At 65.0% G+C, this 24,036-nt stretch carries 24 protein-coding genes; 12 read left to right on the forward strand and 12 right to left on the reverse strand.

All coding sequences use genetic code 11. The features are described 5' to 3' along the window. Positions 1-182 precede the first annotated feature (182 nt). From AXW67_RS06115 to AXW67_RS06130, 4 genes are all read left to right on the forward strand, one after another. The gene (locus tag AXW67_RS06115) at positions 183-2,111 is read left to right on the forward strand and encodes an AsmA family protein (RefSeq protein WP_063677140.1); all 1,929 of its coding nucleotides are present in this window, start codon (positions 183-185) and stop codon (positions 2,109-2,111) included. A gap of 384 nt (positions 2,112-2,495) precedes the next feature. Beyond that, positions 2,496-3,881, forward strand: a complete 1,386-nt coding sequence (locus AXW67_RS06120; RefSeq protein ID WP_063677141.1) for an ABC transporter substrate-binding protein — start codon at positions 2,496-2,498, stop codon at positions 3,879-3,881. Between the two features lie 94 nt (positions 3,882-3,975). Further along, on the forward strand, positions 3,976-4,848 hold the full coding sequence (locus AXW67_RS06125) for a carbohydrate ABC transporter permease (RefSeq protein WP_027553260.1): 873 nt from the start codon (positions 3,976-3,978) through the stop codon (positions 4,846-4,848). Further along, positions 4,845-5,696 (forward strand): carbohydrate ABC transporter permease, encoded by an 852-nt coding sequence (locus tag AXW67_RS06130; protein WP_027553259.1) that lies wholly within the window; start codon positions 4,845-4,847, stop codon positions 5,694-5,696. The genes AXW67_RS06125 and AXW67_RS06130 overlap by 4 nt, the downstream gene beginning before the upstream one ends. A 111-nt stretch (positions 5,697-5,807) precedes the next feature. Here AXW67_RS06130 and AXW67_RS06135 read toward each other — a convergent pair whose 3' ends face one another. Genes AXW67_RS06135 through AXW67_RS06155 form a run of 5 tightly spaced genes read right to left on the reverse strand, consistent with a single transcriptional unit; the run spans position 5,808 to position 12,947 of the window. Beyond that, on the reverse strand, positions 5,808-6,620 hold the full coding sequence (locus AXW67_RS06135; RefSeq protein ID WP_063677142.1) for an ABC transporter permease: 813 nt from the start codon (positions 6,618-6,620) through the stop codon (positions 5,808-5,810). Between the two features lies 1 nt (position 6,621). Continuing rightward, entirely contained in the window at positions 6,622-7,533 is a 912-nt protein-coding gene (locus AXW67_RS06140) for an ABC transporter permease (protein ID WP_063677143.1), read from the reverse strand. After that, complete coding sequence (locus AXW67_RS06145; RefSeq protein ID WP_063677144.1) at positions 7,530-8,693, reverse strand: ABC transporter ATP-binding protein; 1,164 nt, start codon at positions 8,691-8,693, stop codon at positions 7,530-7,532. Before AXW67_RS06145 ends, AXW67_RS06140 begins: the two co-directional genes overlap by 4 nt. 30 nt (positions 8,694-8,723) lie before the next feature. Further along, positions 8,724-10,223 (reverse strand): glycerol-3-phosphate dehydrogenase, encoded by a 1,500-nt coding sequence (locus AXW67_RS06150; protein WP_063677145.1) that lies wholly within the window; start codon positions 10,221-10,223, stop codon positions 8,724-8,726. Positions 10,224-10,262: 39 nt separating this feature from the next. After that, complete coding sequence (locus AXW67_RS06155) at positions 10,263-12,947, reverse strand: sensor domain-containing protein (protein ID WP_063677146.1); 2,685 nt, start codon at positions 12,945-12,947, stop codon at positions 10,263-10,265. A gap of 214 nt (positions 12,948-13,161) precedes the next feature. Between AXW67_RS06155 and AXW67_RS06160 the strand changes: the two genes are divergently transcribed. After that, positions 13,162-14,265, forward strand: coding sequence for an NAD(P)/FAD-dependent oxidoreductase (locus AXW67_RS06160; protein ID WP_063677147.1), 1,104 nt, complete (start codon positions 13,162-13,164; stop codon positions 14,263-14,265). Positions 14,266-14,372: 107 nt separating this feature from the next. Here AXW67_RS06160 and AXW67_RS06165 read toward each other — a convergent pair whose 3' ends face one another. Then, positions 14,373-14,558, reverse strand: a complete 186-nt coding sequence (locus AXW67_RS06165; protein ID WP_027553253.1) for a YdcH family protein — start codon at positions 14,556-14,558, stop codon at positions 14,373-14,375. A gap of 331 nt (positions 14,559-14,889) precedes the next feature. Between AXW67_RS06165 and AXW67_RS06170 the strand changes: the two genes are divergently transcribed. From AXW67_RS06170 to AXW67_RS06180, 3 genes are all read left to right on the forward strand, one after another. Continuing rightward, positions 14,890-15,096 carry a YdcH family protein gene (locus tag AXW67_RS06170; protein ID WP_027553252.1) on the forward strand — a complete coding sequence of 69 codons (207 nt, stop codon included), beginning with the start codon at positions 14,890-14,892 and terminating at the stop codon, positions 15,094-15,096. Positions 15,097-15,269: 173 nt separating this feature from the next. Further along, on the forward strand, positions 15,270-15,485 hold the full coding sequence (locus AXW67_RS06175) for a hypothetical protein (RefSeq protein ID WP_027553251.1): 216 nt from the start codon (positions 15,270-15,272) through the stop codon (positions 15,483-15,485). Positions 15,486-15,617: 132 nt separating this feature from the next. Then, complete coding sequence (locus tag AXW67_RS06180; protein ID WP_027553250.1) at positions 15,618-15,869, forward strand: hypothetical protein; 252 nt, start codon at positions 15,618-15,620, stop codon at positions 15,867-15,869. Between the two features lie 111 nt (positions 15,870-15,980). Here AXW67_RS06180 and AXW67_RS06185 read toward each other — a convergent pair whose 3' ends face one another. Continuing rightward, entirely contained in the window at positions 15,981-16,679 is a 699-nt protein-coding gene (locus AXW67_RS06185) for a GGDEF domain-containing protein (RefSeq protein ID WP_082907799.1), read from the reverse strand. Positions 16,680-16,821: 142 nt separating this feature from the next. On the opposite strand from AXW67_RS06185, the gene purE reads away from it, so the two are divergent. Further along, positions 16,822-17,310, forward strand: a complete 489-nt coding sequence (purE, locus tag AXW67_RS06190; protein WP_027553248.1) for a 5-(carboxyamino)imidazole ribonucleotide mutase — start codon at positions 16,822-16,824, stop codon at positions 17,308-17,310. Next, a complete protein-coding gene (locus AXW67_RS06195) occupies positions 17,307-18,413 on the forward strand; it encodes a 5-(carboxyamino)imidazole ribonucleotide synthase (RefSeq protein ID WP_063677149.1) in 1,107 nt (368 codons plus the stop codon). The genes purE and AXW67_RS06195 overlap by 4 nt, the downstream gene beginning before the upstream one ends. Positions 18,414-18,449: 36 nt before the next feature. Here AXW67_RS06195 and aqpZ read toward each other — a convergent pair whose 3' ends face one another. Next, complete coding sequence (gene aqpZ / locus AXW67_RS06200) at positions 18,450-19,172, reverse strand: aquaporin Z (protein WP_063677150.1); 723 nt, start codon at positions 19,170-19,172, stop codon at positions 18,450-18,452. Between the two features lie 262 nt (positions 19,173-19,434). On the opposite strand from aqpZ, the gene rpsU reads away from it, so the two are divergent. Further along, on the forward strand, positions 19,435-19,731 hold the full coding sequence (rpsU, locus tag AXW67_RS06205; RefSeq protein ID WP_027545547.1) for a 30S ribosomal protein S21: 297 nt from the start codon (positions 19,435-19,437) through the stop codon (positions 19,729-19,731). Between the two features lie 126 nt (positions 19,732-19,857). Then, complete coding sequence (locus AXW67_RS06210; protein ID WP_063677151.1) at positions 19,858-20,499, forward strand: tetratricopeptide repeat protein; 642 nt, start codon at positions 19,858-19,860, stop codon at positions 20,497-20,499. 24 nt (positions 20,500-20,523) lie between these two features. On the opposite strand, the gene AXW67_RS06215 is transcribed toward AXW67_RS06210, so the two are convergent. From AXW67_RS06215 to AXW67_RS06230, 4 genes are all read right to left on the reverse strand, one after another. Next, positions 20,524-21,462 carry a hypothetical protein gene (locus AXW67_RS06215; RefSeq protein WP_063677296.1) on the reverse strand — a complete coding sequence of 313 codons (939 nt, stop codon included), beginning with the start codon at positions 21,460-21,462 and terminating at the stop codon, positions 20,524-20,526. 92 nt (positions 21,463-21,554) lie between these two features. Continuing rightward, positions 21,555-21,839, reverse strand: coding sequence for a cupin domain-containing protein (locus AXW67_RS06220; RefSeq protein ID WP_027553243.1), 285 nt, complete (start codon positions 21,837-21,839; stop codon positions 21,555-21,557). Positions 21,840-21,851: 12 nt separating this feature from the next. Next, positions 21,852-22,952, reverse strand: coding sequence for a calcium:cation antiporter (locus AXW67_RS06225; RefSeq protein WP_063677152.1), 1,101 nt, complete (start codon positions 22,950-22,952; stop codon positions 21,852-21,854). A 63-nt stretch (positions 22,953-23,015) separates the two neighbouring features. After that, on the reverse strand, positions 23,016-23,813 hold the full coding sequence (locus tag AXW67_RS06230; RefSeq protein WP_063677153.1) for an alpha/beta hydrolase: 798 nt from the start codon (positions 23,811-23,813) through the stop codon (positions 23,016-23,018). Positions 23,814-24,036: the final 223 nt, after the last annotated feature.

Below are 24,036 nucleotides of genomic sequence, written 5' to 3' on the forward strand. Positions count from 1 at the left end.
ACGGGGTTCTCCGCCCCGCCGACCGATGATAGAAGCTGCCCACGCCGTGGGCATAACCGCCCCGCGGCCTTGAAAGCGACAAGAAAACCCATCAAGTTGCGGGGGTTGGGTATGGGCGCGCAGGTTTTCCGGCCCGCCCTACTGGCTCCAACGACCAACCCGATCAGGACACGCCATTGACCATGGCCCAAGGAATGAAGCGCCTCGGGACGCCGATCGCGGCGCTGCTCGGCGTGGTGCTGATCGCCCTGATCGCGACCTCATGGCTCATCAACCGCGACGCGCTGCGCCAGGCGGTGGAGGCGCAGATCCGCGACGTCACCGGGCTCGAGCTCAATGTCGCAGGCGCGATCGACATCTCGCTTCTGCCGGCCAGCTACATCTCCTTCCACGATGTCGGCCTCAAGGGCGGCGGCACCAGCGATCCGGCGCTGCATGTTGACGTACTCACCGCGAATCTGCGGCTGCTGCCGCTACTGCTGCAACGGTTCGAGATCGCCGACCTGATGCTGCTGCGGCCGCATATCCATGTCAGCCTCAAGCCGGACGGCGAGAGCAACTGGACGCCCTTCATCCAGACCATCGCGCGCACGATGAAGCCCGGCGCCGACAACCAGGTCTCGTTCTCCGAGATCAGGATCCAGGACGGCGTGCTCAATTACGAGGATGTCGCCACCCACGCGACCGAGAAGCTCGAGGACATCGACCTGTCGCTGGCCTGGCCCTCGATCTCGCGGTCCTTTGCCGCGACCGGGCAGTTCGACTGGCGCGGCGAGCGCGTCGACGGCTCGATCAGCTTCGCCGATTTCGTTGCCGCTCTCTCGGGCGACCGCTCGGGGCTGAAGGCGCGGATCGCCAGCGCGCCGCTCAAGCTCGCCTTCGACGGCAGCGTCGCCAACCGCACCAGCCCGATGATGGAGGGCACCCTCACGATCGACAGCCCGTCCTTGCGCAACGCGCTGCGCTGGGCCGGTCAGCCGCAGCCCGGCAGCGGCGGCTTCGGCCGCTTCGCCCTGAAGGCGCGGGCCAATGTGGTGGGCGCCTCGATCGCGCTCACCAACGTCAATGTCGAGCTTGACGGCAACGTTGCCGAAGGCGTGATGACCTACGCCAATAACGGCCGACAGACGCTGTCGGCGACACTGGCCGCCGACGCGCTCGACTTCACGCCCTACATCTCGACCTTCCGCCTGCTGGCCAGCGGCGCGCGCGACTGGAACAGGCAGCTGTTCGATCTCAACGGCCTGTCGACCACCGACCTCGACATGCGCCTGTCGGCGGCGCGGCTGACGGTCGGGCCGTCGAAGCTCGGCCGCACCGCGATCGGCGCGAACCTGCGCAACGGCACGCTGGCGCTCTCGGTCGGCGAGGCGCAGGTCTATGGCGGCATTGCCAAGGGCTCGTTCGGCATCGCGCGCTCGGACACCGTCGCCGACGTCAAGGCGCAATTGCAGTTCACCGATGTCGACCTCCAGGCCTGCACCTCGGAGCTGTTCGGCATCAACAAGCTGTCCGGCCGCGGCAACATCAACGTGTCGCTCGTCGCCTCCGGCTCGAGCCCGTTCGGCCTCGCCCAATCGCTCGACGGCACCGCCAGCGTGATCGGGCATGACGGCGCGATTTCGGGCTTCAACGCCGAGCAGCTCTTGAAACGGCTGGAGCGGCGGCCGCTGTCCGGCGGCGGCAATTTCCGCAACGGCTCGACGCCGTACGACAATCTCACCATTTCGGTGAAGTTCGCCGACGGGATCGCCACCGCCGAGGACATCCGCGTCGAAGGACCTTCGGCCAAGATCACGCTGACCGGCACCGCGTCGGTCCCGACGCGCGAATACGACATGAAGGGCGTGGCGAGCCTCAACACCAGCTCGGGCTTCGAGCTGCCCTTCGTGGTGCAGGGCCCCTGGGACGACCCACTGATCTTCCCCGACCCGGAGAGCCTGATCCGCCGCTCGCCGGCCTCGGCGCCCCTGCTCGACATGCTGAAGGATCGCAAGACCGGCGATGCCGTGCGCTCCGCGATCGAACGCATCACCGGCAGCGGCAAGCGCCCCGCGCCGGACGTGTCGCCGACGGTGGAGAACGCCAAAGAGAGCGCGAAGTCGAACTAGTCCTGAGCCGATCGGGTGCGCGGTCCTGGTGTCCGATCGATCGCGGAGGACGACCGATCGAAGGGCTTCAATGCCAGACCTCGGACCCGCTAAGGCGACAGTTTGGCGTCTTTGATTGCCGGCTTGAGCCGTAACGGACTTCAGCAGCGTCAGAGGCGAAATTGATCCGCAATCATTTTGATGTTGTCGCTCGGATCGAGGTCGGGCACGTCGCGAATTGATCAGGGCGAATTAATGCGGCGTTTGGATCGATGCGCGACTGACGCATCTCAACAGGCCTCACACCAGACCTAGGTCGGACAAGAAGCCGCTAGATCGGCCCACGGCCATGCGCTAGTGTTTTAGCCAACCGGTTAAAATGCCGGTCGTTTGAGGGAGAAAAACGTGAGATCCAAGGTTATTGGCGCATTATCACTCGCGGTTGCTGCGGTCGGGCTGTTTGCGGCCACTGCACCCGCATTTGCGCAGCAGAAGACGATCACGGTCTGGTGGGGCAAGGGCTTCTATCGGTCCGAAGACGACGCGCTGATCGCGGCCATCAAGAAGTTTGAAGAGAAGACCGGCATCAAGGTCGAATTGTCGCAGTATGCGATTCAGGACATGATTCCGAAGACGGTGGCCGCGCTCGATGCCGGCACCGTGCCGGATATCGCCTATTCCGACTCCTATGACGTGCAGGCGCAGGGCAAGTGGGCCTACGAAGGCAAGCTCGAGGATCTGTCTGACGTCATGGAGCCGATCAAGGATCGGTTCGCACCGAACACACTGGAAGCGTCGATCCTCTACAACGACGTCGCCAAGAAGAAGGCCTATTACGGCTTTCCGCTGAAGCAGCAGAGCATGCACGTCCAGATCTGGAACGACATGCTGGAGAAGGCCGGCTTCAAGCAGAGCGACATCCCGACCGACTGGAACGGCTACTGGACGTTCTGGTGCGACAAGGTGCAGCCGGCGATCCGCAAGGCGACCGGCCAGCGCATCTATGCAGTCGGTCAGCCGATGGGCGTGGAATCGACCGACGCCTTCCAATCGTTCTACACCTTCATGGACGCCTACCACGTCAAGCTGGTCGACGACGACGGCAAGCTCCTGGTCGACGATCCCAAGGTGCGCGACGGCCTGATCAAGGCGATGAAGGACTACACCGACACCTACATCAAGGGTTGCACGCCGCCCTCGTCCACGACCTGGAAGGATCCGGACAACAACGTTGCCTTCCACAACAAGACGATCGTGATGACGCACAACTTCACGATCTCGATCGCAGCAAAGTGGTACGAGGACTCCCAGAACCAGGCGCTCACGCCCGAGCAGCGCGAAGCCGGCAAGAAGGCCTACGAGCAGGACATCATCACCGCGTCCTTCCCGAAGGCGCCGGATGGTTCGACGATCAAGTACCGCTCCGACGTCAAAACCGGCCTGATCTTCACCGCGGCCAAGAACAAGGCCGAGGCCAAGCAGTTCCTCAGCTTCCTGCTTCAGGAAGAGAATGTCCGCCCCTACATCGAAGGCGCGCTCGGCCGCTGGTTCCCGGTGACGAAGGAAAGCCAGGCCAGCCCGTTCTGGCAGGCTGACCGGCACCGCAAGGCGGTCTACAACCAGTTCATGGGCGGCACCGCGCCGTTCGACTTCACCAAGAACTGGAAGTTCACGATCCTGAACAACGAGAACGTGTGGGCCAAGGCGATGAACCGGGTGGTGAGCGAGAAGGTCCCGGTCGACAAGGCCGTCGACGAACTGATCGTCCGCATCAAGCAAGTCGCGGGCTAAATCATCCTCACCTCTCCCCGCGCCGCGGGGAGAGGTGATAAACCATCACCGGCCGCATCACGCGGTCGGCAGTCCGTTCAAAGAGTCCTGAAGAATGGCGATTACGCTCTCTGGCGATCAGGCCATGCCCTCCCCGCCCTTGTCGTCGCGGCTAACGCCGGCGCAGGTCTGGGGCATCGTGCTGCTCGCGCCCTACCTGCTCGTTTTCCTTGCCTTCGTCGTCTATCCCGTCGGTTACGGGCTGTGGCTGGCGCGCGCTCCCGAAAACTATGTCGCGCTCTACAACGATCCGATTTTCGCACGCGCCGCGGTCAACACGCTGATCTTCCTGGTCATCGGCATCAACATCAAGATGCTGATCGCGCTGTTCCTGTCCGGCTTCTTCGCCCAGCAGCGCACCTGGATCAAATGGCTCTCGGTGATCTTCATCCTGCCCTGGGCGGTGCCGTCGATCCCGACCATCCTGTCGGTCCGCTTCATGCTCAATCCCGAATGGGGCATGGTCAATCACCTCATATTCACCTTAACCGGCGATGACGGCCCCAACTGGCTGAACGATCCGACCGTGGCGCTGACCATGGCGATCGCCGTGCACATCTGGAAGTCGCTGCCGTTCTGGACGCTGATCCTGATCACCGGCCGTCTTGCGATCTCGCATGACCTGTTCGAGGCCGCCGAGGTTGATGGCGCGAGCTGGTGGCAGAAATTCCGCTACATCACCTGGCCATCGATGCAGACGCTCTACGTCACCTGCACGCTGCTCTCGATGATCTGGACGCTGGGGGACTTCAACAGCGTCTACCTGCTCACCGGCGGCGGGCCGGCCGACCTCACCCATGTGCTGGCAACGCTCGGCATCCGCTATCTCCGGCTCGACCAGCTCTCGCTCGCGATGGCCTCCATCGTCTGCGCGATGCCGTTCGTTCTGCCGCTCGTGTACTTCATGATGAAACGGTTGTCGCGATGAAGCTCCCTACCCTACGCGAAGTCGCGACCGAAGCGCGGTTGCTGCTGATCGGTATTCCCGTCTTCCTCTGGACGATGATCCCGATCTACCACATGTTCCTGTTCGCGATCTCTCCGAAGGAGGACGCGTTCTCGGGCAAGCTGTGGCCCGATCATCCGACGCTGCACAACTTCTCAATCGTGTTCAATCAGCAGCACTACTTCCTGCGCGACTTCTATGTGCAGTTCTGGAACTCGACGCTGATCGCCGCAGCCGTCGGCGTGATGACACTGTTCATCGCCACCGCAGCGGCGTTCTCGATCTCGCGGCTGCGCGTGCCCGGCGGGCGCATCGTGATGAATCTGGCGCTCTTCACCTACTTCATCCCCGCGGCGTTCCTCGCCGTGCCGATGTACCGCACCATGGCCAATTACGGCCTGCTCAACAATCACTGGTCACTAATCCTGGCCATGGTGACGATCGCCTCGCCCTACGCGATCTGGGTGCTGAAGCAGGCCTCCGACAAGCTGCCGGTCGAGCTCGATGAAGCAGCCGTGATGGACGGCGCCACCACGCTCCAGATCTTCCGCCTGGTCTATCTGCCGCTGATGATGCCCTCGCTGGTGGCGATCGGCACCTATGCGGTGCTGCTCGCCTGGAACGAATATCTCTACGCGTTCCTGCTGCTGTCGAACGACCGCGAGATCACGCTCCCCGTCGCGCTCGGCAACTTCCTCGCCGCCGACGACTCGCCCTGGGAGCTGTTGATGACCACCGGCTTCATCTACGCGCTGCCGCCGGCCGCGATCTACTACGCCTTCCGCCGCTACATGGTGGGCGGGCTCACCGCGGGCGCGGTGAAGTCGTAATCAACGTCATTCCGGGCGCGCCCCTTGGCGCGAGCCCGGAATCCATTCCGCCACGTACCCCGCTGAACAATGGATTCCGGGTTCGCGCTACGCGCGCCCCGGAATGACGGCTTAGAGCGGCGCGGCGCTCTCGCCCCGCGAGCTCGACAGTTTCGAGGCGAGCGAGGCGATGACGATGACGACCGCGATCAGCGCGATCACCAGCGTACAGATCGCGTTGATCTCGGGCTTTACCCCGAGCCGCACCTCCGAATAGATCCGGATCGGCAGCGTTGCCGAGCCGGGGCCAGTGGTGAAGCTCGCGATCACGAGATCGTCGAGGGACAATGTGAAGGCGAGCATCCAGCCCGCGACGATTGCGGGCGCGATCAGCGGCAGGGTGACGGCCACGAACGCGCGCACCGGATCGCAGCCGAGATCCATCGCGGCCTCCTCCAGCGAGCGGTCGAGCGAACCAAGGCGGGACTGCACCACCACCGCGACGAAGCACATCGTCAGCGTGGTGTGCGCGATCGTCACCGTCCAGAAGCCGCGCTCGGCGTTCAGCGCCACGAACAGCAGCAAGAGCGACAGCCCGGTGATCACCTCCGGCATCACCAGCGGCGCATAGAGCATGCCGGAGAACAGCGTGCGGCCGCGAAAGCGCTCGCCACGCGACAGCGCTACCGCAGCAAGCGTTCCGAGCAGCGCGGCAATCGTCGCGGAACAGACCGCGACCCGCAGGCTCATCCAGGCCGCCTCGATCATCGCGCGATCATTGAAGAACTCGCGGTACCAGCGCAGCGACCAGCCGCCCCACACCGTCACCAGTCGCGAATCGTTGAAGGAATAGATGACGAGGATCAGGATCGGCAAATAAAGGAAGGCCAGCCCCAGCGCGAGCGAGGCGATGTTGAAGCGGGACAGGCGGGAGGACTTGCGCATCTCACCGCTTCTCCAACTGCCGCCGCTGCAGTCGCTCGTATAACAGCAACGGTGCCAGCAGCACGATCAGGAGCACGATGGCCGCAGCGGACGCAACCGGCCAGTCCTTGTTGGTGAAGAATTCGAGCCACAGCGTCTGGCCGATCATCAGCGAATTGGAGCCGGCCAGGAGATCCGGGATCACGAACTCGCCGACGATCGGGATGAAGCACAACAGCACGCCGGCGCCGACGCCGGGCAGCGACAGCGGAAAGGTGACGAGCCAGAACACCTGTAGCGGCGGCGCGCCGAGATCGGCGGCGGCCTCCTCCAGCGCCGGCTCCATCTTGGCGAGCGTGGCATAGAGCGGCAGGATCATGAACGGCAAATAGGAATAGACGATGCCCAGATACATTGCGCTGTCGGTGGAAAGCCACACCACGGGCTGATTGACCAGATGCAGCGCCAGCAGGATCTGGTTGAGCAGGCCATCATGCTGCAAAATGTTGATCCAAGCGTAGATGCGGATCAGGAACGAGGTCCAGAACGGCACGATGACCAGCACCATTGCCACGGCCTGCCAGCGTTTCGGCAGCCGCGCCATGCCGTAGGCGATGGGGTAGCCGATCAGGAGCAGGAGCGCAGTCGCGGTGGCGGCAACGGTGAGGCTGCGCACATAGGCGAACACATAGAGCTCGTCGGAGACGAGCAGCTTGAAATTGTCGATCGACAGCGCGGCGAACGCGGCCTTGAGCGCGGTCCAGCCCGCCGCGAGGTCGAACACGGGCAAGTAAGGCGGCTGCGCGATCGCCGTCTGCGACAGGCTGATCTTCAGCACGAAGCCGAACGGCACCAGGAAGAACAGCGCCATCCAGAGATAGGGCGCGATGGCTGCAAACCGCGCCGGCCGGGCGAAGATGCGGCGCGCGCTCATCGGTCCAGCACCATGCAGTCGTCGGGCGAGAACCACGCGACGACCTGCTGGTTCAGGCTGTAGGCGTCGACGTCGAGGCGCGCGGAGTTGGTCACCGAGGACTGCACCATGCCGCCGGTGCCGAGCTTGACCTTGTAGGTGGTGGACCCGCCGAGATAGCAGATATCCGCGATCACGCCGTCGAGCTGGTTGATCGCCGATCCCTCACCCACCGGGGCGCGGCGCGACAGCTTGACCTTTTCGGGGCGGACCGCGACCGACAACTTTGTGGCGCCGACCGGCTCGCGCGGCTCGGCCGCCACCAGCGTGCCCGCTCCATCGGTGGCAATGACAAGGCGATGACCGTCGCGCAGCTTGAATTCACCGTCGAACAGGTTGATGTCGCCGACGAACTCCGCGATCCAGCGCGAGCGCGGCGCCTCGTAGAGCTCGCGCGGGGTCGCGACCTGATCGAGCCGGCCGGCATTCATCACGCCGATCCGGCTGGCCATCGTCATCGCCTCCTCCTGGTCATGGGTGACGATGATGAAGGTCATGCCGAGCCTGCGCTGCAGATCCATCAATTCGGCTTGCGTGCTCTCGCGCAGCTTCTTGTCGAGCGCGGCGAGCGGCTCGTCGAGCAGGAGAAGCTGCGGCCGGCGCGCCAGCGCGCGTGCCAGCGCCACGCGCTGACGCTGGCCGCCGGAGAGCTGGTCGGGCTTGCGCTTCTCCAGCCCCTCGAGCTTCACCAGCGCCACCATCTCCGCGACGCGGGTGGCGATGTCGGCGCGCGCCATGCCGGCGCGCTTCAGGCCGAAGGCGATGTTGTCGCGCACGGAGAGATGCGGAAACAGCGCGTAGCTCTGGAACATCATGTTGATCGGGCGCTCATGCGGCAGCGCCTGCGCGATGTCCTTGTCCCCGAGCAGGATGCGTCCCTCGTCCGGCGCCTCGAAGCCTGCGAGCATGCGCAGCAGCGTGGTCTTGCCGCAACCGCTCGGGCCAAGCAGCGCAAAGAATTCGCCGGCCTTGATGTCGAGCGACACGCCGTCCACGGCCCGGAACGTTCCGAACGTCTTGGCAACGCCCTCGATGCGCAGCAGCGGCTGGCCGGCCGCCGGGTGCGCCTCTCCGCCGGCGGCATGCGCCACGACTTCCGTTCCAGGCAAATCTTCAGACATGTTCCCTGCCAGCCCCGATGCCGCCGCACGCTAGCGGCGGATCGGCCTTTGCTCAACCGGTTCGGGCGGATCGTTCACACTCGCCATGAACGCCGCGAGCACGTCGCGATCCGCCGCGGGCATGGTCAGGCCGAGCTTGGAGCGGCGCCACAGGATGTCGTCGGGGAAGCGTGCCCATTCGTGGCTCATCAGATAGCGCACCTCTGCACCCGTCAACTCGGGACCGAAGGCCGGACCAAGCTCGTCGCGGCTCTTGGCCTCGCCGAGCACCGCCGGCAATCGCGTGCCATAGGCCGCGACCAGCCGCTGCGCCTCTGGCTCTTCGAGAAACCGCCAGCGGTCGCGCGCGATGTCGACCTCGGTATCGAAGCGATGCCAGGCAAATTCTCCGCCCGGCAGCGCCGCGCCGGCCGTCCAGGGCGGCGACATCGGATAGAACGGCGTCAGCTTCGTCACCGCCCGCTCCGCGCGCAGGCGCGAAGTGGTGACGTCGCCGCCGAACATCGTGAGCAGCGGCGCCTTGCGGCGGCGGGCGTGGAACAGCATCGTCCCGTCCCGCCCCCGTGCGGATGTCAGCGTCAGGTTGACGCCGGAGATCGTTCGCACCACGTCGGTCGGAACGACGCGCTCGCGGAAATAGCGGCTGGCGGCCTCGCAGAGATAGGTGACGTCGGCGCCTTGCATCGCCACGATCGCCGGATCGCCCGTGAAGGCATGCGTGACCGTGCCGATCAGCGTGAACGCACGTTCGAAGGGACTTGCGAAGATCAGCCGCCCGTCGCTGTTCTGGAAGACATAGACATTGTCGGACTCGAACAGCCGCGGCACGACGATCTGGCTCATCTGCATCGCCGCCATCGGCGGCGCCGGCTGCCGCAGCACGGTCTCCGCGACCATCGAAGTCCAGCCGCCGCTCGCATTGGCGAGCGCACGGGTGGTGATCACTCGGCGATGGCCACGATCGATCACCGCGAGCCGCCAGAAATCCCCTCTATCCGCGCGCACGCAACGCACCCCGGTGCGGATCGCAGCGCCGCGCTCGGCCGCATCCAGCGCCGTGAGTACCACCAGCCGGGAATCGTCGACGACGCAGTCCGAATAGTCGAAGGCGGTGCCGAACGGACGCCTGAGCGCGTTGCCGACGGGATGGTGGGTGATGTCGAGGGTTGTCGATGGCGGCAGGCCGCTGCGATCGGCAAGGCGGTCATAGAGGAACAAGCCGGCGCGCAGCAGCCATGGCGGGCGCCCGTCGGAATGCGCGGGAATCACGAAGCGCATCGGGCGGACCAGATGCGGCGCGATGGACAGCCAGGTCCGGCGCTCCGCCAGCGCCCGGCGCACGCGCCGGAAGCCGCGCCGTTCCAGCACCGACAGGTCGCCATGGATCAGCCGTGGGCTCGCCGATGACGCGGCCCCGCCCAAATCGCCCTGCTCGAACAGGATGACACGCAGGCCGCGGCCGGCAGCATCGCGCGCGATGCTGACACCGTTCAGGCCGCCGCCGATGATCGCGAGATCGTAATCCGCCATGAAACCGTCGAGAGGAAGCGAGGAAGCGTCCGCTCACCACTAGCCGGTCTTGAGCGCAAGCTCCATTGTCTCGGCGCGGCCGATCAGGCGGGCATACTGCTCGATCGGCTTGGGCCTGCCGAGCAGATAGCCCTGCACACCGTCGCATCCCTCCCGAGCGAGGAAAGCGAGCTGCTCGATTGTTTCGACACCTTCGGCGATGATCGACATTTCGAGGCCGTGGCCGAGTTCGATCACGGCGCGGACGATCGCCGCCGATTGCGGGTTGCGGCCGAGATTCATGACGAACGTGCGGTCGATCTTGATCTTGTCGAACGGGAACGCCTGGAGATAGCTCAGCGAGGAATAGCCGCTGCCGAAATCGTCCATGGAGATGCGCACGCCGAGCGCCTTCAGCCTGCGCAGCAGTGCGAGGCCCCGGTCAAAATCCTCGATCAGCACGCCCTCGGTGATTTCGAGCTCCAGCCGGCCGGGCGCGAGGCCCGTCTCGAGCAGAATGGAATGGACGAGCCCGACCACGTCGCCGTGCATGAACTGCGCCGGCGACAGGTTGACGGCGACCTGGAGCGGCTTCGGCCATGACGCCGCCTCGCGGCAGACCTCGCGCAGAATCCATTCGCCCATCTCGACGATCAGGCCGCTTTCCTCCGCGATCGGGATGAATTCGGCCGGCGAGACCTGGCCCCGCACCGGATGCTGCCATCGCGCCAGTGCCTCGAAGCCGATGATTTCGGTCTCGGCGACGCTGTGGCCCGCGATCCCCTGCGGCTGGAACGCGAGCGACAGCTCGCCGTTCTTGATCGCCTTCGACAGGTCCTGGTGCAGCACGCGGCGGTCGCGGATCTGCTGGTCCATCTCGGGCTGGTAGAGGCTGATCGAGCCGCGCGATTTCTGCTTGGCGCGGAACAGCGCCGCACCGGCATTGGCGAGCAGCGAGGCGGCGTCCGCACCATTGTGCGGGAAGATCGACATGCCGGTGGTGACACCGGCGCGGACTGCTCGACCGTCGATCTGGAATTCCTGGGCAAGGGCATGGCCGAGCTGCTGCGCCAGCGCGAGGCCGGCGTCCGGCTGCTTGCCGTCAATGATCAGGCCGAACTCGTCGCCGGACAGGCGCGCCACCACGCCGCCGCGGGCGGCGTCCTGAAGCCGCTGGGCCACCTCGATCAGGAGCTTGTCGCCGAGGGCATGGCCGAAGACATCGTTGACCTCTTTCAGCCCGTCGAGGTCGACGCAGAGCACGGCGAACTCCTCGCCGGTGCCCTCGCAGGCCTCGATCATCTGGGTCAGTGCCTGAAGGAAGGCGGCGCGGTTCGGCAGGTCCGTGAGCCCGTCGTGATAGGCCATATGCGCCATCCGCGACTCGGTCTGGCGGCGGTCGGTGACGTCTTCGTGGGTCTTGATCAGATATTGCGGCTCGCCGGAATCGTTGAGCACGGTGGCGCGGCGGGTGAGGAACAGCCGCAGGCCATCCTTGGTGGAGATCGGGTGCTCCTCGGTGATCATCCCCCGCTTCTTGATCGCGGCCTCGTCGCGCGCGATGATCAGCTTCGCCTCTTTGGCGTTGAAGATGTCGGAGGCGGTCAGGCCGGTGGCCTCCTCGCGCCTGCGGTTGAGGATCGTCTCGGCACTGCGATTGGCGAGCAGGTAGCGGCCATCCTTGACCTGCTCCACGATCAGCGCCACCGGGATGTTGTCGACCACGAGCTCGAGGAATTTCTTGGTGCTCTCCAGTTCCTGCGACAGGGAGCGCCGGTCGGTGATGTCCTCGAACACCAGCAGCAGGAATTCCGGCTGGTTGCTCTCGTTGCGGACCACAATGCGAATCGAGGCAACCATGCGCTGCGTCCCGCCGCGCTCGACCTCGAACTGATTGCGGAACTGGCCGTCGGTTGCCTCCAGCGCGGCCCGGTCGGTCGCCTCGATGATCGCCGCCGAGGCGGGTGCGAACAGCTCCCGCGCGTTCTTGCCCACGACGTAGTCCCGCGAGAAGCCCCAGAACCGCTCATAGGCGCTATTGGCGAAAATGTAGCGGCCGTCCTCGATGTTCTTCGCGGCGACGCAGGCCGGCACGTTGTCCAGCACCGTCTCCAGGAACTGCTTGGTGGACGCGAGCTGCCGCGACAGCCTGCGCTGCTCGCTGACATCGAGATGCGTGGCCACCGAGCCGCCGTTCGGCAGCACGTAATACTTCACGAGGATGGCGCGCCCGTCCGGCAGCTCGGTGATCAGGCCGTTGTGGCTTGCCGCCTTCTCGTAGAACTCGTCGTCGGAGACACCGAGGACCCCGCGATCGCGCCGCAGCTTGAGGAGGTCGTAGCCGGTCATGTCGGCCCAGAGGTCCGACCGCGACAGGCCGTAGATCTCGGTATAGCGGTCGTTGCAGAAGATGATGCGCCGCTGCGCATCCGTCATCACCACGCCCTGGTTGAGATTGTTCATGGCGGAGGAGACGAAGGCATTGCGCCGCAACTGCGCCCGCTTGGCCCGGCGCAGCGCGGAATGGATCCACAGAACGATCGCGGCCAAGAAGGCGCTGACGGCAACGCCCGCGATGAGAGCCTCCCAGATCACGCCGGGATCGAGCCTGCCGACATGGCCGGACGATGCGAATTGGTCGGACAGCGCGACGGCGCGCGCAGGGGCAGCCGTGCAGGCCAGACACACGACGGCCTGCACAGAAATCAGAATCGTGCTGCCCGCATGCCAGTTCCTGTCAGCCATCAGCCACCCGCGATTTCGACTGCGGATTGTCTGGCTTCACGGGTTTGGATCGGGTAAACGCCTGTACGCGCGACAGAAAAATGTGACGTGAACTACGGCAATTGCCCTGACATGATAAATGCTCCCTTAACGGAAGGCGGCCTCGAGGCACGTTTTCCAGGCAAACAGGCCCCTCCGCCACTCTCGGCGCTCCCACCAGAAATGCCGCACAACCATGGATAGGGTCGACTGCGTCGTCGTCGGAGCCGGCGTCGTCGGGCTTGCGATCGCCCGGCGCCTCGCCCAGGCCGGGCGCGAGGTGATCGTGCTGGAGGAGGCGGAGGCCATCGGCACCGTCACGTCCGCGCGCAACAGCGAGGTGATCCATGCGGGCATCTACTACCGCGCCGGCAGCTGGATGGCGCGCATGTGCGTCAGCGGCAAGCATGCGCTCTACCGCTACTGCGCCGAGCGCGGCATTCCGCACAAGAATTGCGGCAAGCTGATCGTTGCGACGACGCCGAGGGAGACCGAGAAGCTGCAATCGATCAAGGCGCATGCCGAAGCCAATGGCGTGCTCGACATGCAGTTGCTCTCCGGCGAGGCCGCCCGCGCGCTGGAGCCGGCACTCGCCTGCGACGCCGCGCTGCTCTCGCCTTCCACGGGCATCATCGACAGCCACGCCTACATGCTTTCACTGCGCGGCGAGGCCGAGGCGGCCGGCGCGGCCTTTGCGTTTCACACGCCACTGATCCGGGCCAAGGCCGCGGGCGGCGTGATCGAGATCGATGCCGGCGGCGAGGCGCCGATGACGCTGCAATGCGCCCTGCTCGTCAACGCCGCCGGGCTCGCGGCCACCACGGTCGCGCGCCACATCGACGGCATGCCGCTGGAGCAGATTCCGCCGGCCTATCTCGCCAAAGGCAATTACTTCAGCTGCAGCGCCAAGGCGCCGTTCTCGCACCTGATCTATCCGGTGCCCGAGCCCGGCGGGCTCGGCGTGCATTTGACGCTGGACATGGCAGGCCAGGCGCGGTTCGGTCCGGACGTCGAGTGGATCGAGACGATCGACTATGCAGTCGACCCGGCGCGCGCCGAGCGCTTCTATCCGGCCATTCGCAAATATTGGCCGACGCTGCCTGATGGCGCGTTGATGCCGAGCTATTCAGGCATCCGCCCGAAGATCGTGCCGCCGGCTGTTGCCACGCAGGATTTCCTGATGCAGGGCCCGCGCGATCATGGCGTCGAGGGACTGATCAATCTGTTCGGCATCGAATCGCCGGGATTGACGTCATCGCTCGCGATCGCAGATCACGTCGCCGATCTCGCAGGACTCTAGATCCCGCGCAATGATGATTGCGTGGCGCCCTTGCCGCAGGGACGAGCACAACAACTCCTGCCCCTGCGTGAAAGGGTACGATCAACTTTACGATGTGTACGGGGTTACTAGTGGAGCGTGTCGTCCGAGCCGTGCTTCAAACGCTCGATCTGGTCCTTGACCATCAGCTTCCGGCGCTTCAACTCAACAATTTGCAGGTCGTCTGTTGAAAGGTGCACGAGTGCTTCGTGCAATTCGTTTTCGAGAAGTTTGTGCTTCCGCTCCAATTCAACCAGATGTGCCTGAATTGTCATTCGAAACCTCCTCGGTAGGGTTGAACCTTAGGATTCGATCCGGACGGAGAAGTGTACATCAGCGATTCGTTCTGTCGACGATTATCCGTCGTCGCAGCGTCATTTTTGAAAATTCATATGTAATGAAGCGTGAGTACGGAACCGCGCGGGAAAGACTCATGATATCAATGTGCTCGCGCGGCGCTGGAGCGCTCCACCGAAATATCTTGCGGGAGAACGGTGAGCGGCGTCCGGAGATCGCTTGCGATCACGCCACGCAAGGACGATAATTTCCACAGGACGTCCACAGCCTTGTCCTGGAGCTCATCGGGTTTTTCGGCCACCGTAGATCATGACCAATGAAGACGAGCGCGAACTCGAAGCCGAGCTCGCCCGGTTGCAGCAGGAACACCGAGATCTCGACGCAGCGATCGATGCACTGCATCAATCGCCCGCCCCCGATCTATTGCGTTTGCAGCGTTTGAAGAAACGCAAGCTGTTGTTGCGCGACCGGATCGCGTTCATCGAAGACCAGATCACGCCCGACATCATCGCCTGATCGCGAACGCCTCTGGCAGCCCGGACTTACCGCGCCGGGAGTGTCGGCCATGTCCGCGAACACTTGTCTCCGAACACGTCTCCGAACACTTGGTGCGCTTCGCGGGATTCCGCTTGACTCACTTGGAACAAAAAGAGAACATTCGAAAGCCCACCGCCCCCAGGAAAACGCCCATGTCAGCAGCCCTCTTCGATAACAGCCATTATGAACAAGCCTGCGATCAGGCGATCGCGATGTGCGACGGCAACCTGCGCAGCACCATCAAGGCGCTGATCATGGCCAACGAATATCTGGAGGCGGAGCTCGAGGAATTGCAGGCGGCGATTTCGGCCGGCTGCATTCCGGAGACCTCGCGCGGCCAGATGCGGAGCAAGAGCAGCGCCGCCTGATCGCCAAAGCGCGATGGCATCGCGCTTTAGGTTGTTGTTTGAGCATGATCTCCGCGCGAATGCGTTTCCGCGTTTGTCGCAAGAGAAAACCGCTTCACGTTTTCCGGATCATGCTCTACCCGGAGCAACGCCATGTCGGATGTGACCTACTACGTTGCAATGCCCTTCCTGATCGATGCCGACGGATCGCCGGTCGCAGGCGCCGCGGAGGAATGCCAGACTTCGGCGGCCGCCCTGCGGCGCGCCGCGATTCTGGCGCGCGGTACCGGGCACATCGGCGCGGTCGCGTTCAGCCGCAGCGGCGATCCCATGACCGGCGAGTTCGACGACGCCAAGCTGCTGCGCAAATTCGGCAACGTGCCGGAAGACCTCGGCGCGCTCTGACTCTATTGCTCGACCATGATCTCCGCGCAAACGCGTTCCGCGTTTGTCGCGCGGGAAAACCGCTCCACACTTTGCGCTAACGCGGCCCGTCGGGTCCGGATCATGCTCTAGCTACTCGCGTAGCCTGATCGCCGGCTCGTGCCGCCGCTGCGCCTTGCGCACGTACATTGCCGCATCGGCCTCCTCCAGCGCGCGGCCTGCGTCGGAATGCGACCCAAGCAGCGCGACGCCGGCGGAGGCACCCGCGTTCACGCGCTGGCCATGGAAGACGAAAGAGAGCTCGTCGATCGCCTGCTCGAAGGCCGCAGCCTTCGCTTTGGCGTCGGTCTCGCTGAGATTCCACAGCAGTAGCGCAAACTCGTCGCCGCCGAGCCGGCCCACCACGTCGGACGCGCGCACCTGCCGCGTCAGCGTGCCGGCGATCGCCTTGAGGACCTCGTCACCGGCGGCATGCCCGAAGGAGTCGTTGATCGGCTTCAGCCGGTCGACATCGAGCACGATCACCGCACCGCTGGCGCGGTAGCGCTTCATGTAGGCAATGGCGCGCTGCAGCTCGCGCTCGAACCCGCGCCGGTTGGGAATGTCGAGCAGGAAATCGGTGTCGGCCGCCGCCTCGAGTTCCGCCACCCGCTGCAAGGCCTCCTTGAGCTTGGCCCGCAGGCTGCGGATGGTCGCTTTGCCGCCATCGGCGGCCGGCGCGCGGCGCCGCGACGGCGCGGCCGGCCGCTTGGGCGCGGTTCTGGTCGGGCTGACGCTGGTCTTTCGGCCCTTCCCGGCCTTCGCAGCGGTCGCCCTTTTTGGTTTCTTCATGGGCATCCTGCTCAATGAAGGCTTGCGGGGATTCACCAAGACAGGATAGTGCATTCCCTTCTCCTTGCCACCGCCTTGCGAGCCGCCGGCCGGAACCGTTAATCTGGCCTATGTTTCTGTTTTCCCGAGCACAATTAACGTCATGACCGCGCCGATCGCCATCATCATGGGAAGCCAGTCGGACTGGGACACCATGCGCCATGCCGCCGATACGCTGGAAGCGCTCGGCGTGGCCTGCGAAAGCCGCATCGTCTCGGCGCATCGCACGCCGGATCGGCTGTTTGCCTTCGCCAAGGGCGCCAAGGCGGCGGGCTTCAAGGTCATCATCGCCGGCGCCGGCGGCGCGGCCCATCTGCCCGGCATGGCGGCGGCACTGACCGAACTGCCGGTGTTCGGCGTCCCCGTCGAATCCAAGACGCTCAAGGGCGTCGATTCGCTCTACTCGATCGTCCAGATGCCGGCGGGCATCCCGGTCGGCACCCTGGCCATCGGCAAGGCAGGCGCGATCAACGCTGCGCTGCTCGCAGCCGCCGTACTGGCCTTGTCCGATCCGGCGCTGTCGACCCGCCTTGCCGCCTGGCGCAAGGCGCAGACCGACGCGGTTGCCGAGCGCCCGGAGGACAAGGCGTGACTGACACCAATCGGGTGAAGCTGAAGCCCGGCGACACCATCGGCATCCTCGGCGGCGGACAGCTCGGCCGGATGCTGGCCATGTCGGCGGCGCGGCTCGGCCTGCGCTGCCAGATCTTCTCGCCCGATCCGGATTCGCCGGCCTTCGACGTCGTGCTGAACGCGACCTGCGCCGAATATGCCGATGTCGAGGCACTCGAGCTGTTCGCTAACGATGTCGACGTCATCACCTACGAGTTCGAGAACGTGCCGGCCGCGGCCGCGATGGTGCTGAACGCGCGCCGCCCGGTGCTGCCGAACCGCAAGATCCTCGAGACCACGCAGGACCGGCTCGCCGAGAAGGATTTCGTGACGCGGCTCGGGATCGGCACCGCCGCCTATGCCGACGTCACCTCGGTCGCGTCATTGCGCGAGGCCATCGTCAGGATCGGGCTGCCGGCGGTGCTGAAGACCCGCCGCTTCGGCTATGACGGCAAGGGCCAAGCCATCATCCGCAACGGCGACGACATCGCCAAGGTGTGGACCAGCCTCGGCACCAAGCAGGCGATCCTGGAAGCCTTCGTGCCGTTCGAGCGCGAGATCTCCGTGATCGCCGCGCGCTCGGCCGCGGGCCAGGTCGAATGCTTCGACGTCACCGAGAACGAGCACCGCGATCACATCTTGAAGATATCCCGCGCGCCGGCGCGGATTCCGGATTCGCTCGCGGACGAGGCGCGCAGCGTCGCGAGCAGGATCGCCACCGCACTCGACTATGTCGGCGTTCTCGCAGTCGAGATGTTCGTGCTCGCCAACGGCACCGGACCGAAGGTGCTGGTCAACGAGATCGCCCCGCGCGTGCACAATTCCGGTCACTGGACGCTCGACGGCGCGTCGGTGTCCCAGTTCGAGCAGCACATCCGCGCCATCGCCGGCTGGCCGCTCGGCAAGCCAGTGCGCCATGGCGAAGTCGTCACCATGACCAACCTTATCGGCGACGAGATCAACAGCTACGACAACTGGCTGACCGTTCCCGGCGCCACCGTGCACATCTACGGCAAGGGCACGCCGCGTCCCGGACGGAAGATGGGCCACGTCACCGAGGTCCGGCCGGCACGAGGCAAGTGACGGGACCGCGGCGATTGCCGCGATCCCGCGCGTCGGTCACGCCGTCTTCACGCCTGCGACGACGCCAGAGGGCTCCTCGCTGAGCCAGCGATAGATCACACCGCCCAGCGCGCCGCCGATCAAGGGCGCGACCCAGAACAGCCAGAGCTGCGCCAGCGCCCAGCCGCCGACGAACAGCGCGGGGCCCGTGCTGCGCGCAGGGTTCACCGACGTGTTGGTGACGGGAATACTGACGAGATGGATCATCACCAGCGCAAGCCCGATCGCCAGCGGCGCGAAGCCCGCGGGAGCGCGGCCATGGGTGGACCCCATGATGATGAACAGGAACATCATGGTCATCACCACCTCGGTGATGAAGCCCACCACCATGCCGTATTGGCCGGGCGAATGCGCACCGTAGCCGTTGGAGGCGAAGCCCTTGCTGACGTCGAAGCCGGGCGCGCCGTTTGCGATCACATAGAGAAGAGCGGCAGCCACGATCGCGCCCACGACCTGCGCAATCACGTAAGGAAGGATCTGGCCGGCCGGAAAGCGCCCGCCGGCAGCAAGGCCGACCGTGACGGCCGGGTTGAGGTGGCAGCCGGAGATATGGCCGATAGCGTAGGCCATCGTGACCACGCTCAGCCCGAATGCCAGGGAGACGCCGACTAGGCCGATTCCGACCTGCGGAAAGCCGGCTGCGATCACTGCACTCCCGCAACCAGCGAATGTGAGCCAGAAGGTGCCGATAGCTTCGGCGGCGTATTTCTTCGTATCCATGTGGGGTCTCCCCTGATTTCCAAGATTTCCGGAGCAAAGCTCCGGCTGCGGCCCCGTCTTTGGCGCCAAATCACCCAAATCGCGGCCGCACAGGGGCACTTTCGCCTCATTTAATGGCTGAACTTGGCCCGAAATGCCGCTTGGCAGGTGGACATCTCAGCTTTTGTCTGATACATCGCGCGCTCAAGGTTAAGGGCCGAGCGTTTTGCCTCCCCCTTTGACTTACCAGAATTCAAATCCGATCTACTGAAGAGGATGCCGCGTGCAGGTTCTCGTTCGCGATAACAATGTTGATCAAGCCCTCAAGGCGCTGAAGAAGAAGATGCAGCGCGAGGGCATTTTCCGCGAGATGAAGCTCCGCGGTCACTACGAAAAGCCCTCCGAGAAGAAGGCCCGCGAAAAGGCCGAAGCCGTGCGCCGCGCGCGCAAGCTCGCCCGCAAGAAGCTGCAGCGTGAAGGCCTGCTGCCGATGAAGCCGAAGCCGGTGTTCGGCGCCGGTCCCGGTGGTGAGCGTGGCGGCCGTGGTGGCCCGGGCGCAGGTCCGCGCGGACCGCGCTGATTTTGCCGAACTTGCAAGACTGAGTTTTCAATGACGCGGGCCCCTGGCCCGCGTTATTATTTTTGCAAGCGGTGCCTTTCTGGGATGGGGCACTACAGATGCGGCACCAGCGCGAGCGAACCGTAGATGGCTTCCCCTTTCCCCGCGCGCATCCTGGCGCGGACACGCCACGTCTGTCAGCGGCCACTCGTGGCGGTCATGGTAGGAATCGCGCTCTCCGGCTGCTCCTTCGACCTGGGATCGCTGATGCCGGAGAAGGACAAGCCGCAGGAGACGCCCAAGGCGGCGCCCGCCGACAGCGCCGTCAGCGCCGGCAATGTCAGCGAGGCGCAGGCCCACACCACGAAAGCGCAGGCGCTGGCGAAAGCCGGAGAAACCTCCACCGCGCTGGACGAGTTCAACCGCGCGGTCGCGCTCGATCCCTATAATGCGCAGGCGCTCTATGGCCGCGCCCTGATCTACCAGGGCAACAACCAGCACGACTTCGCCATTGCCGATTTCGGCGCGGCGAGCGGGCTCAACCCGCAAAAGGCCGAGCCGCTGCTTGGCCGCGCCGTCAGCTATCTCGCGCTTGGCAAGGTCAGGGAGGCGGCAGCGGATCTCGACGAGGCGTCCGAGGCCGATCCGCACAACGCCCAGGTCTGGACGACACGGGGGCAGGCTTATGAGCGGCTGGGCGACAAGGCCAAGGCGTCCTACACCAAGGCGGTCGCGCTCCGTCCACGCGACGACGCCGCACGCAGCGGCCTTGCCCGCGTCGGCGGCTGAAAGGCCGGGCGCGGCGCGGGCGCCTTAATCCGGGGTAGCGCCCTTCGGCAGGACGGCGTGGAACATCGACTTCATGCCGGACAGCATGTCCTCGGCGACGTTGGTCTTGGGCCGCGGCATGGCAGACCCGCCCGCGTCGGCACGCAAATCGAGCGGCGGCGCGATCACCGGGACGGGGATATCGGCCGGCGGGGTCATCCTGTTGGGATCGTCGTTGCCGACCGAGGCAGTGTAAGGCGGATTGGCCGATTGGCCATTGCCATAGGACTCGGCAGGCGGCGTCGACACCGTGATCGGCGGCGGCAGCGGGCGCACGGCCGACGGCGCCGCAGTCACGACTCGCGGCGCCTCCTGACCGCGGGCAGCTTCCTGCGCGTGGGCTGCCTCCTGAGCCACAGGCTCAGACGACTTGGTCTCGGGCGACTTGTATTCAGGTGACTTGTACTCAGGTGACTTGCGCAGCCGCTCGATCGCGGCGCGCGCGAGATCGTTGGCGTCCGGGGTTGCAGCCGTCGGGGCTGAATTGGCCTCGACCACCGGGGCGGCGGCAGCGGGAGCGGCGGCGGCGGGGGTGGACTTGGCGACGGCCTTCTCGCGCGCCGAAGTGCGGCCGCGGGCGCCTGTGGGGGCGGCCTCGGCCGGCGCCACATCCGCAGCCTTGGTCTCTGCACCCTTGGTCTCGGCCGGCTGGTCGGCAGGTTTGTCGGCGGGCTTCTCGGCCGCCGGCTTGTCCGTCACGGATTTCTCGGAAACGCCCTTGGCCTTGACGCCCGGCGCCGGGAGATTGGCGACGTTGGCGGGCTTGCCGTCCTTGCCGGCGGGCTGGGCGGGCGCGACGGCGGCCGCGGGAGCGTCGGGCGCCGGCTTGGCGTTGATGTAATGATTAACGATGTACGCCCCGATGATCGTGGCGAGCACCGAGGGGAAAATATCCATCGATATCTTAGCGAAGTATTTCAGCATTCCGGCCACTCCCCGCGCGATCTGATGCGGGAACTTTTGGGCATAGTAAGGGATCAACTGCGACGGATCGATGGCAATCGATGAACGGGGATCTACGGTTTCAGTTCGATCTCAAGGAACACGATCTCGGTTGAGGTTTCGTTAAGCACGTCATGCGCGACACCCGCCTTGCGGAAGTAGGACTTTCCCGCCGCGAGCTGCGCCTTGGAGCGCTCCCCATCGGGCGCCACGATGGTCATTTCCCCGGCGACGACGGGAACGATCACGTAGTCCATCCCATGGACGTGAGGCCCGGTGGCGCTGCCCGGCGCCAGTCTCCACTCGGTCACCCGGACCTCCTCATTGTCGATCTGGACGTCGGACTGGGCGGCGAGCATCAGCATTTTCTCCTAGGGCACGAAAACCATGAACACGTAGACGGCAAATACCACCAGATGGACCAGTCCGAACAGGACGTTGGTCCTGCCGGTTCCGAAGGTCAGCATGCTCAGCAGGAATGTGAGGAAGAGCAGCGCCGTGTTCTGCGGGTTCAGTCCGAGCACGAGCGGCTGGTCGAACGCATAGGTGGCAATTCCGACCGCCGGAATGGTCAGCCCGATGGTTGCAAGCGAGGAACCGAGCGCCAGGTTGATGCTCTTCTGGAGGTCGTTCTTGCGCGCCGCCGCAATCGCGGAGACGCCTTCCGGCATCAGGATCAGGAGCGCGACCAGCAGGCCCGCGAATGCGGGCGGAGCGCCGATCATGGCGGCAACGGCATCGACGACCAGCGAGAATTTCTTGGCGAGGAGAACCACGGCTGAGAGCGAGACCAGCAGCAACGCGATGCTGACCGCCAGCATCTTGCCGGACAGATGGCTCGTGCCGCCCGCCTCGTCGTCTCCGGTTTGATTGATGAAATAGTCGCGGTGCAGGACGGTCTGGGTATAGAGAAACACGCCGTAGAGCACGATCGTCACGAGGTCGACGAAGCCGAGCTGAAGCGTCGAATACATCGGGCCCGGCGTGGTCAGCGTGTAGTTGGGGATGATCAGCGTGATGGTCGCGAGCGCAATCAGGCCGCTGAGATAGACGTTGGCGCCGGAGACCTGAAAGCCCTGCTCGCGATAGCGCAGGCCGCCGATCAGGATACAGAGGCCGACCAGGCCGTTGCAGACGATCATCACGACCGCGAAGACTGTGTCGCGCGCGAGCTCCGGCGCCGGCTTGTCCCCCAGCATGATCGTCGTGATCAGCGCGACCTCGATGATGGTGACCGAGAGCGTGAGCAGCAGCGTGCCGAACGGCTCGCCGATCTGCTCCGCGATCACCTCGGAGTGATGAACAGCCGCGAACACGGTGCCGAACAGGATCACCAGGAGCACGACCGCAAACACGACCCCGCCGGCCGATAGCGTGAAGCCGTAGCCGGTCGCGGTGACGATCAGGAATAGCAGCACCGCCAGAGCTGGAAATAACCATGACGACCGCGGCATCGGTCCGTGAGCGCTCATGCAGACAAATCCTCAAATCGAGCCGGGGACGATTATGCGCGAGAAGATCGCGTGCGTCAGCCCTTAGCTGCCATTGATGAATTGTCGCGCGATCTCCATGGCTCCGAAGGCATCGAGATCGTTGTGTCCGCCGCCGTCAAGTCGCACGAACCGTTTGGGCTCGCGGGCGAGTGCGAACAGGCGCGTCCCCAGCGCGATCGGGATGGTCGGATCGTCTGTGCCATGCATGATCAGAAGCGGCGCAGTGACGCGGGCGATGCGCTCGTCCGAGCGAAACTGGTCGCGCATCAGCAAGCGGACCGGGATGAAGCGGTAGTGCGAGGCGGCCGTGTCGGTCATCGACGTGTAGGGCGCCTCCAGGATCAATTTGCCGATCGTGTGCTCGGAGGCGATGGCAACCGCCACACCGGTGCCGAGCGAGAAGCCCCAGGCGACGATCCGCTCGGCGGCATAGCGCGCGGCTGTGAAGGCGTAAGCCGCGGCGGCATCGCGCAGCAGGCCCTGTTCGCTCGGCGCGCCGCTCGAACCGGCATAGCCGCGATAGGATAGAGCGACGAGACCAGTGCCGTCGGCGGTCATCGCCTTGAAGCGACCGACAAGGCCGGCGAGAAAATCGCCATTGCCGTGAAAATAGAGGATCACCGGACGATCGGGCTTTGCCGGCACGTGCCAGACGATCACCGTCTCACCATCCGACGTGGTCAGCAGGTGCTCCTCCGCCGAAAACCCCGCAGCGGCCGGCGCCGTTCGTTTGGTGGTCGGGATCGGAAACAGCATGTCGCGCTGCATCACATAGAGCAGGACGAGGCCTGCGAAATAGCCGCCCACGACGAGGATGGCGATCCACTTGATGATGGTCATACAGGCGACACGCGGCTGAGGCCCAATCTTTCGGCAGGGTATTGCGGACGACGTGTGGTCGTCCGCAACGGACCCGCCGCAGGCCTCAAGGCTTGCGCCGACTTCGCAGCAATTTCAGGACATCCGGCCGGGTACTCACCGGAATATCGCGGCAGCCGCATGCGGCCACGCGCTGTTCTCGCGTGGCCTTCGCGTGGTCTTGGGCGGCACGCGATGGGACCGG

It is taken from the genome of Bradyrhizobium neotropicale, assembly GCF_001641695.1.
In the GTDB taxonomy this organism is placed as follows: domain Bacteria; phylum Pseudomonadota; class Alphaproteobacteria; order Rhizobiales; family Xanthobacteraceae; genus Bradyrhizobium; species Bradyrhizobium neotropicale.

Coding starts and splice junctions, on each gene's coding strand:
- AXW67_RS06115 (WP_063677140.1), top strand. CDS start 183: ATGGCCCAAGGAATGAAGCGCCTCGGGACGCCGATCGCGGCGCTGCTC.
- AXW67_RS06125 (WP_027553260.1), top strand. CDS start 3,976: ATGGCGATTACGCTCTCTGGCGATCAGGCCATGCCCTCCCCGCCCTTG.
- AXW67_RS06130 (WP_027553259.1), top strand. CDS start 4,845: ATGAAGCTCCCTACCCTACGCGAAGTCGCGACCGAAGCGCGGTTGCTG.
- AXW67_RS06135 (WP_063677142.1), bottom strand. CDS start 6,620: ATGCGCAAGTCCTCCCGCCTGTCCCGCTTCAACATCGCCTCGCTCGCG.
- AXW67_RS06140 (WP_063677143.1), bottom strand. CDS start 7,533: ATGAGCGCGCGCCGCATCTTCGCCCGGCCGGCGCGGTTTGCAGCCATC.
- AXW67_RS06145 (WP_063677144.1), bottom strand. CDS start 8,693: ATGTCTGAAGATTTGCCTGGAACGGAAGTCGTGGCGCATGCCGCCGGC.
- AXW67_RS06150 (WP_063677145.1), bottom strand. CDS start 10,223: ATGGCGGATTACGATCTCGCGATCATCGGCGGCGGCCTGAACGGTGTC.
- AXW67_RS06155 (WP_063677146.1), bottom strand. CDS start 12,947: ATGGCTGACAGGAACTGGCATGCGGGCAGCACGATTCTGATTTCTGTG.
- AXW67_RS06160 (WP_063677147.1), top strand. CDS start 13,162: ATGGATAGGGTCGACTGCGTCGTCGTCGGAGCCGGCGTCGTCGGGCTT.
- AXW67_RS06165 (WP_027553253.1), bottom strand. CDS start 14,558: ATGACAATTCAGGCACATCTGGTTGAATTGGAGCGGAAGCACAAACTT.
- AXW67_RS06170 (WP_027553252.1), top strand. CDS start 14,890: ATGACCAATGAAGACGAGCGCGAACTCGAAGCCGAGCTCGCCCGGTTG.
- AXW67_RS06175 (WP_027553251.1), top strand. CDS start 15,270: ATGTCAGCAGCCCTCTTCGATAACAGCCATTATGAACAAGCCTGCGAT.
- AXW67_RS06180 (WP_027553250.1), top strand. CDS start 15,618: ATGTCGGATGTGACCTACTACGTTGCAATGCCCTTCCTGATCGATGCC.
- AXW67_RS06185 (WP_082907799.1), bottom strand. CDS start 16,679: ATGAAGAAACCAAAAAGGGCGACCGCTGCGAAGGCCGGGAAGGGCCGA.
- purE (WP_027553248.1), top strand. CDS start 16,822: ATGACCGCGCCGATCGCCATCATCATGGGAAGCCAGTCGGACTGGGAC.
- aqpZ (WP_063677150.1), bottom strand. CDS start 19,172: ATGGATACGAAGAAATACGCCGCCGAAGCTATCGGCACCTTCTGGCTC.
- AXW67_RS06210 (WP_063677151.1), top strand. CDS start 19,858: ATGGCTTCCCCTTTCCCCGCGCGCATCCTGGCGCGGACACGCCACGTC.
- AXW67_RS06215 (WP_063677296.1), bottom strand. CDS start 21,462: ATGCTGAAATACTTCGCTAAGATATCGATGGATATTTTCCCCTCGGTG.
- AXW67_RS06220 (WP_027553243.1), bottom strand. CDS start 21,839: ATGCTCGCCGCCCAGTCCGACGTCCAGATCGACAATGAGGAGGTCCGG.
- AXW67_RS06225 (WP_063677152.1), bottom strand. CDS start 22,952: ATGAGCGCTCACGGACCGATGCCGCGGTCGTCATGGTTATTTCCAGCT.
- AXW67_RS06230 (WP_063677153.1), bottom strand. CDS start 23,813: ATGACCATCATCAAGTGGATCGCCATCCTCGTCGTGGGCGGCTATTTC.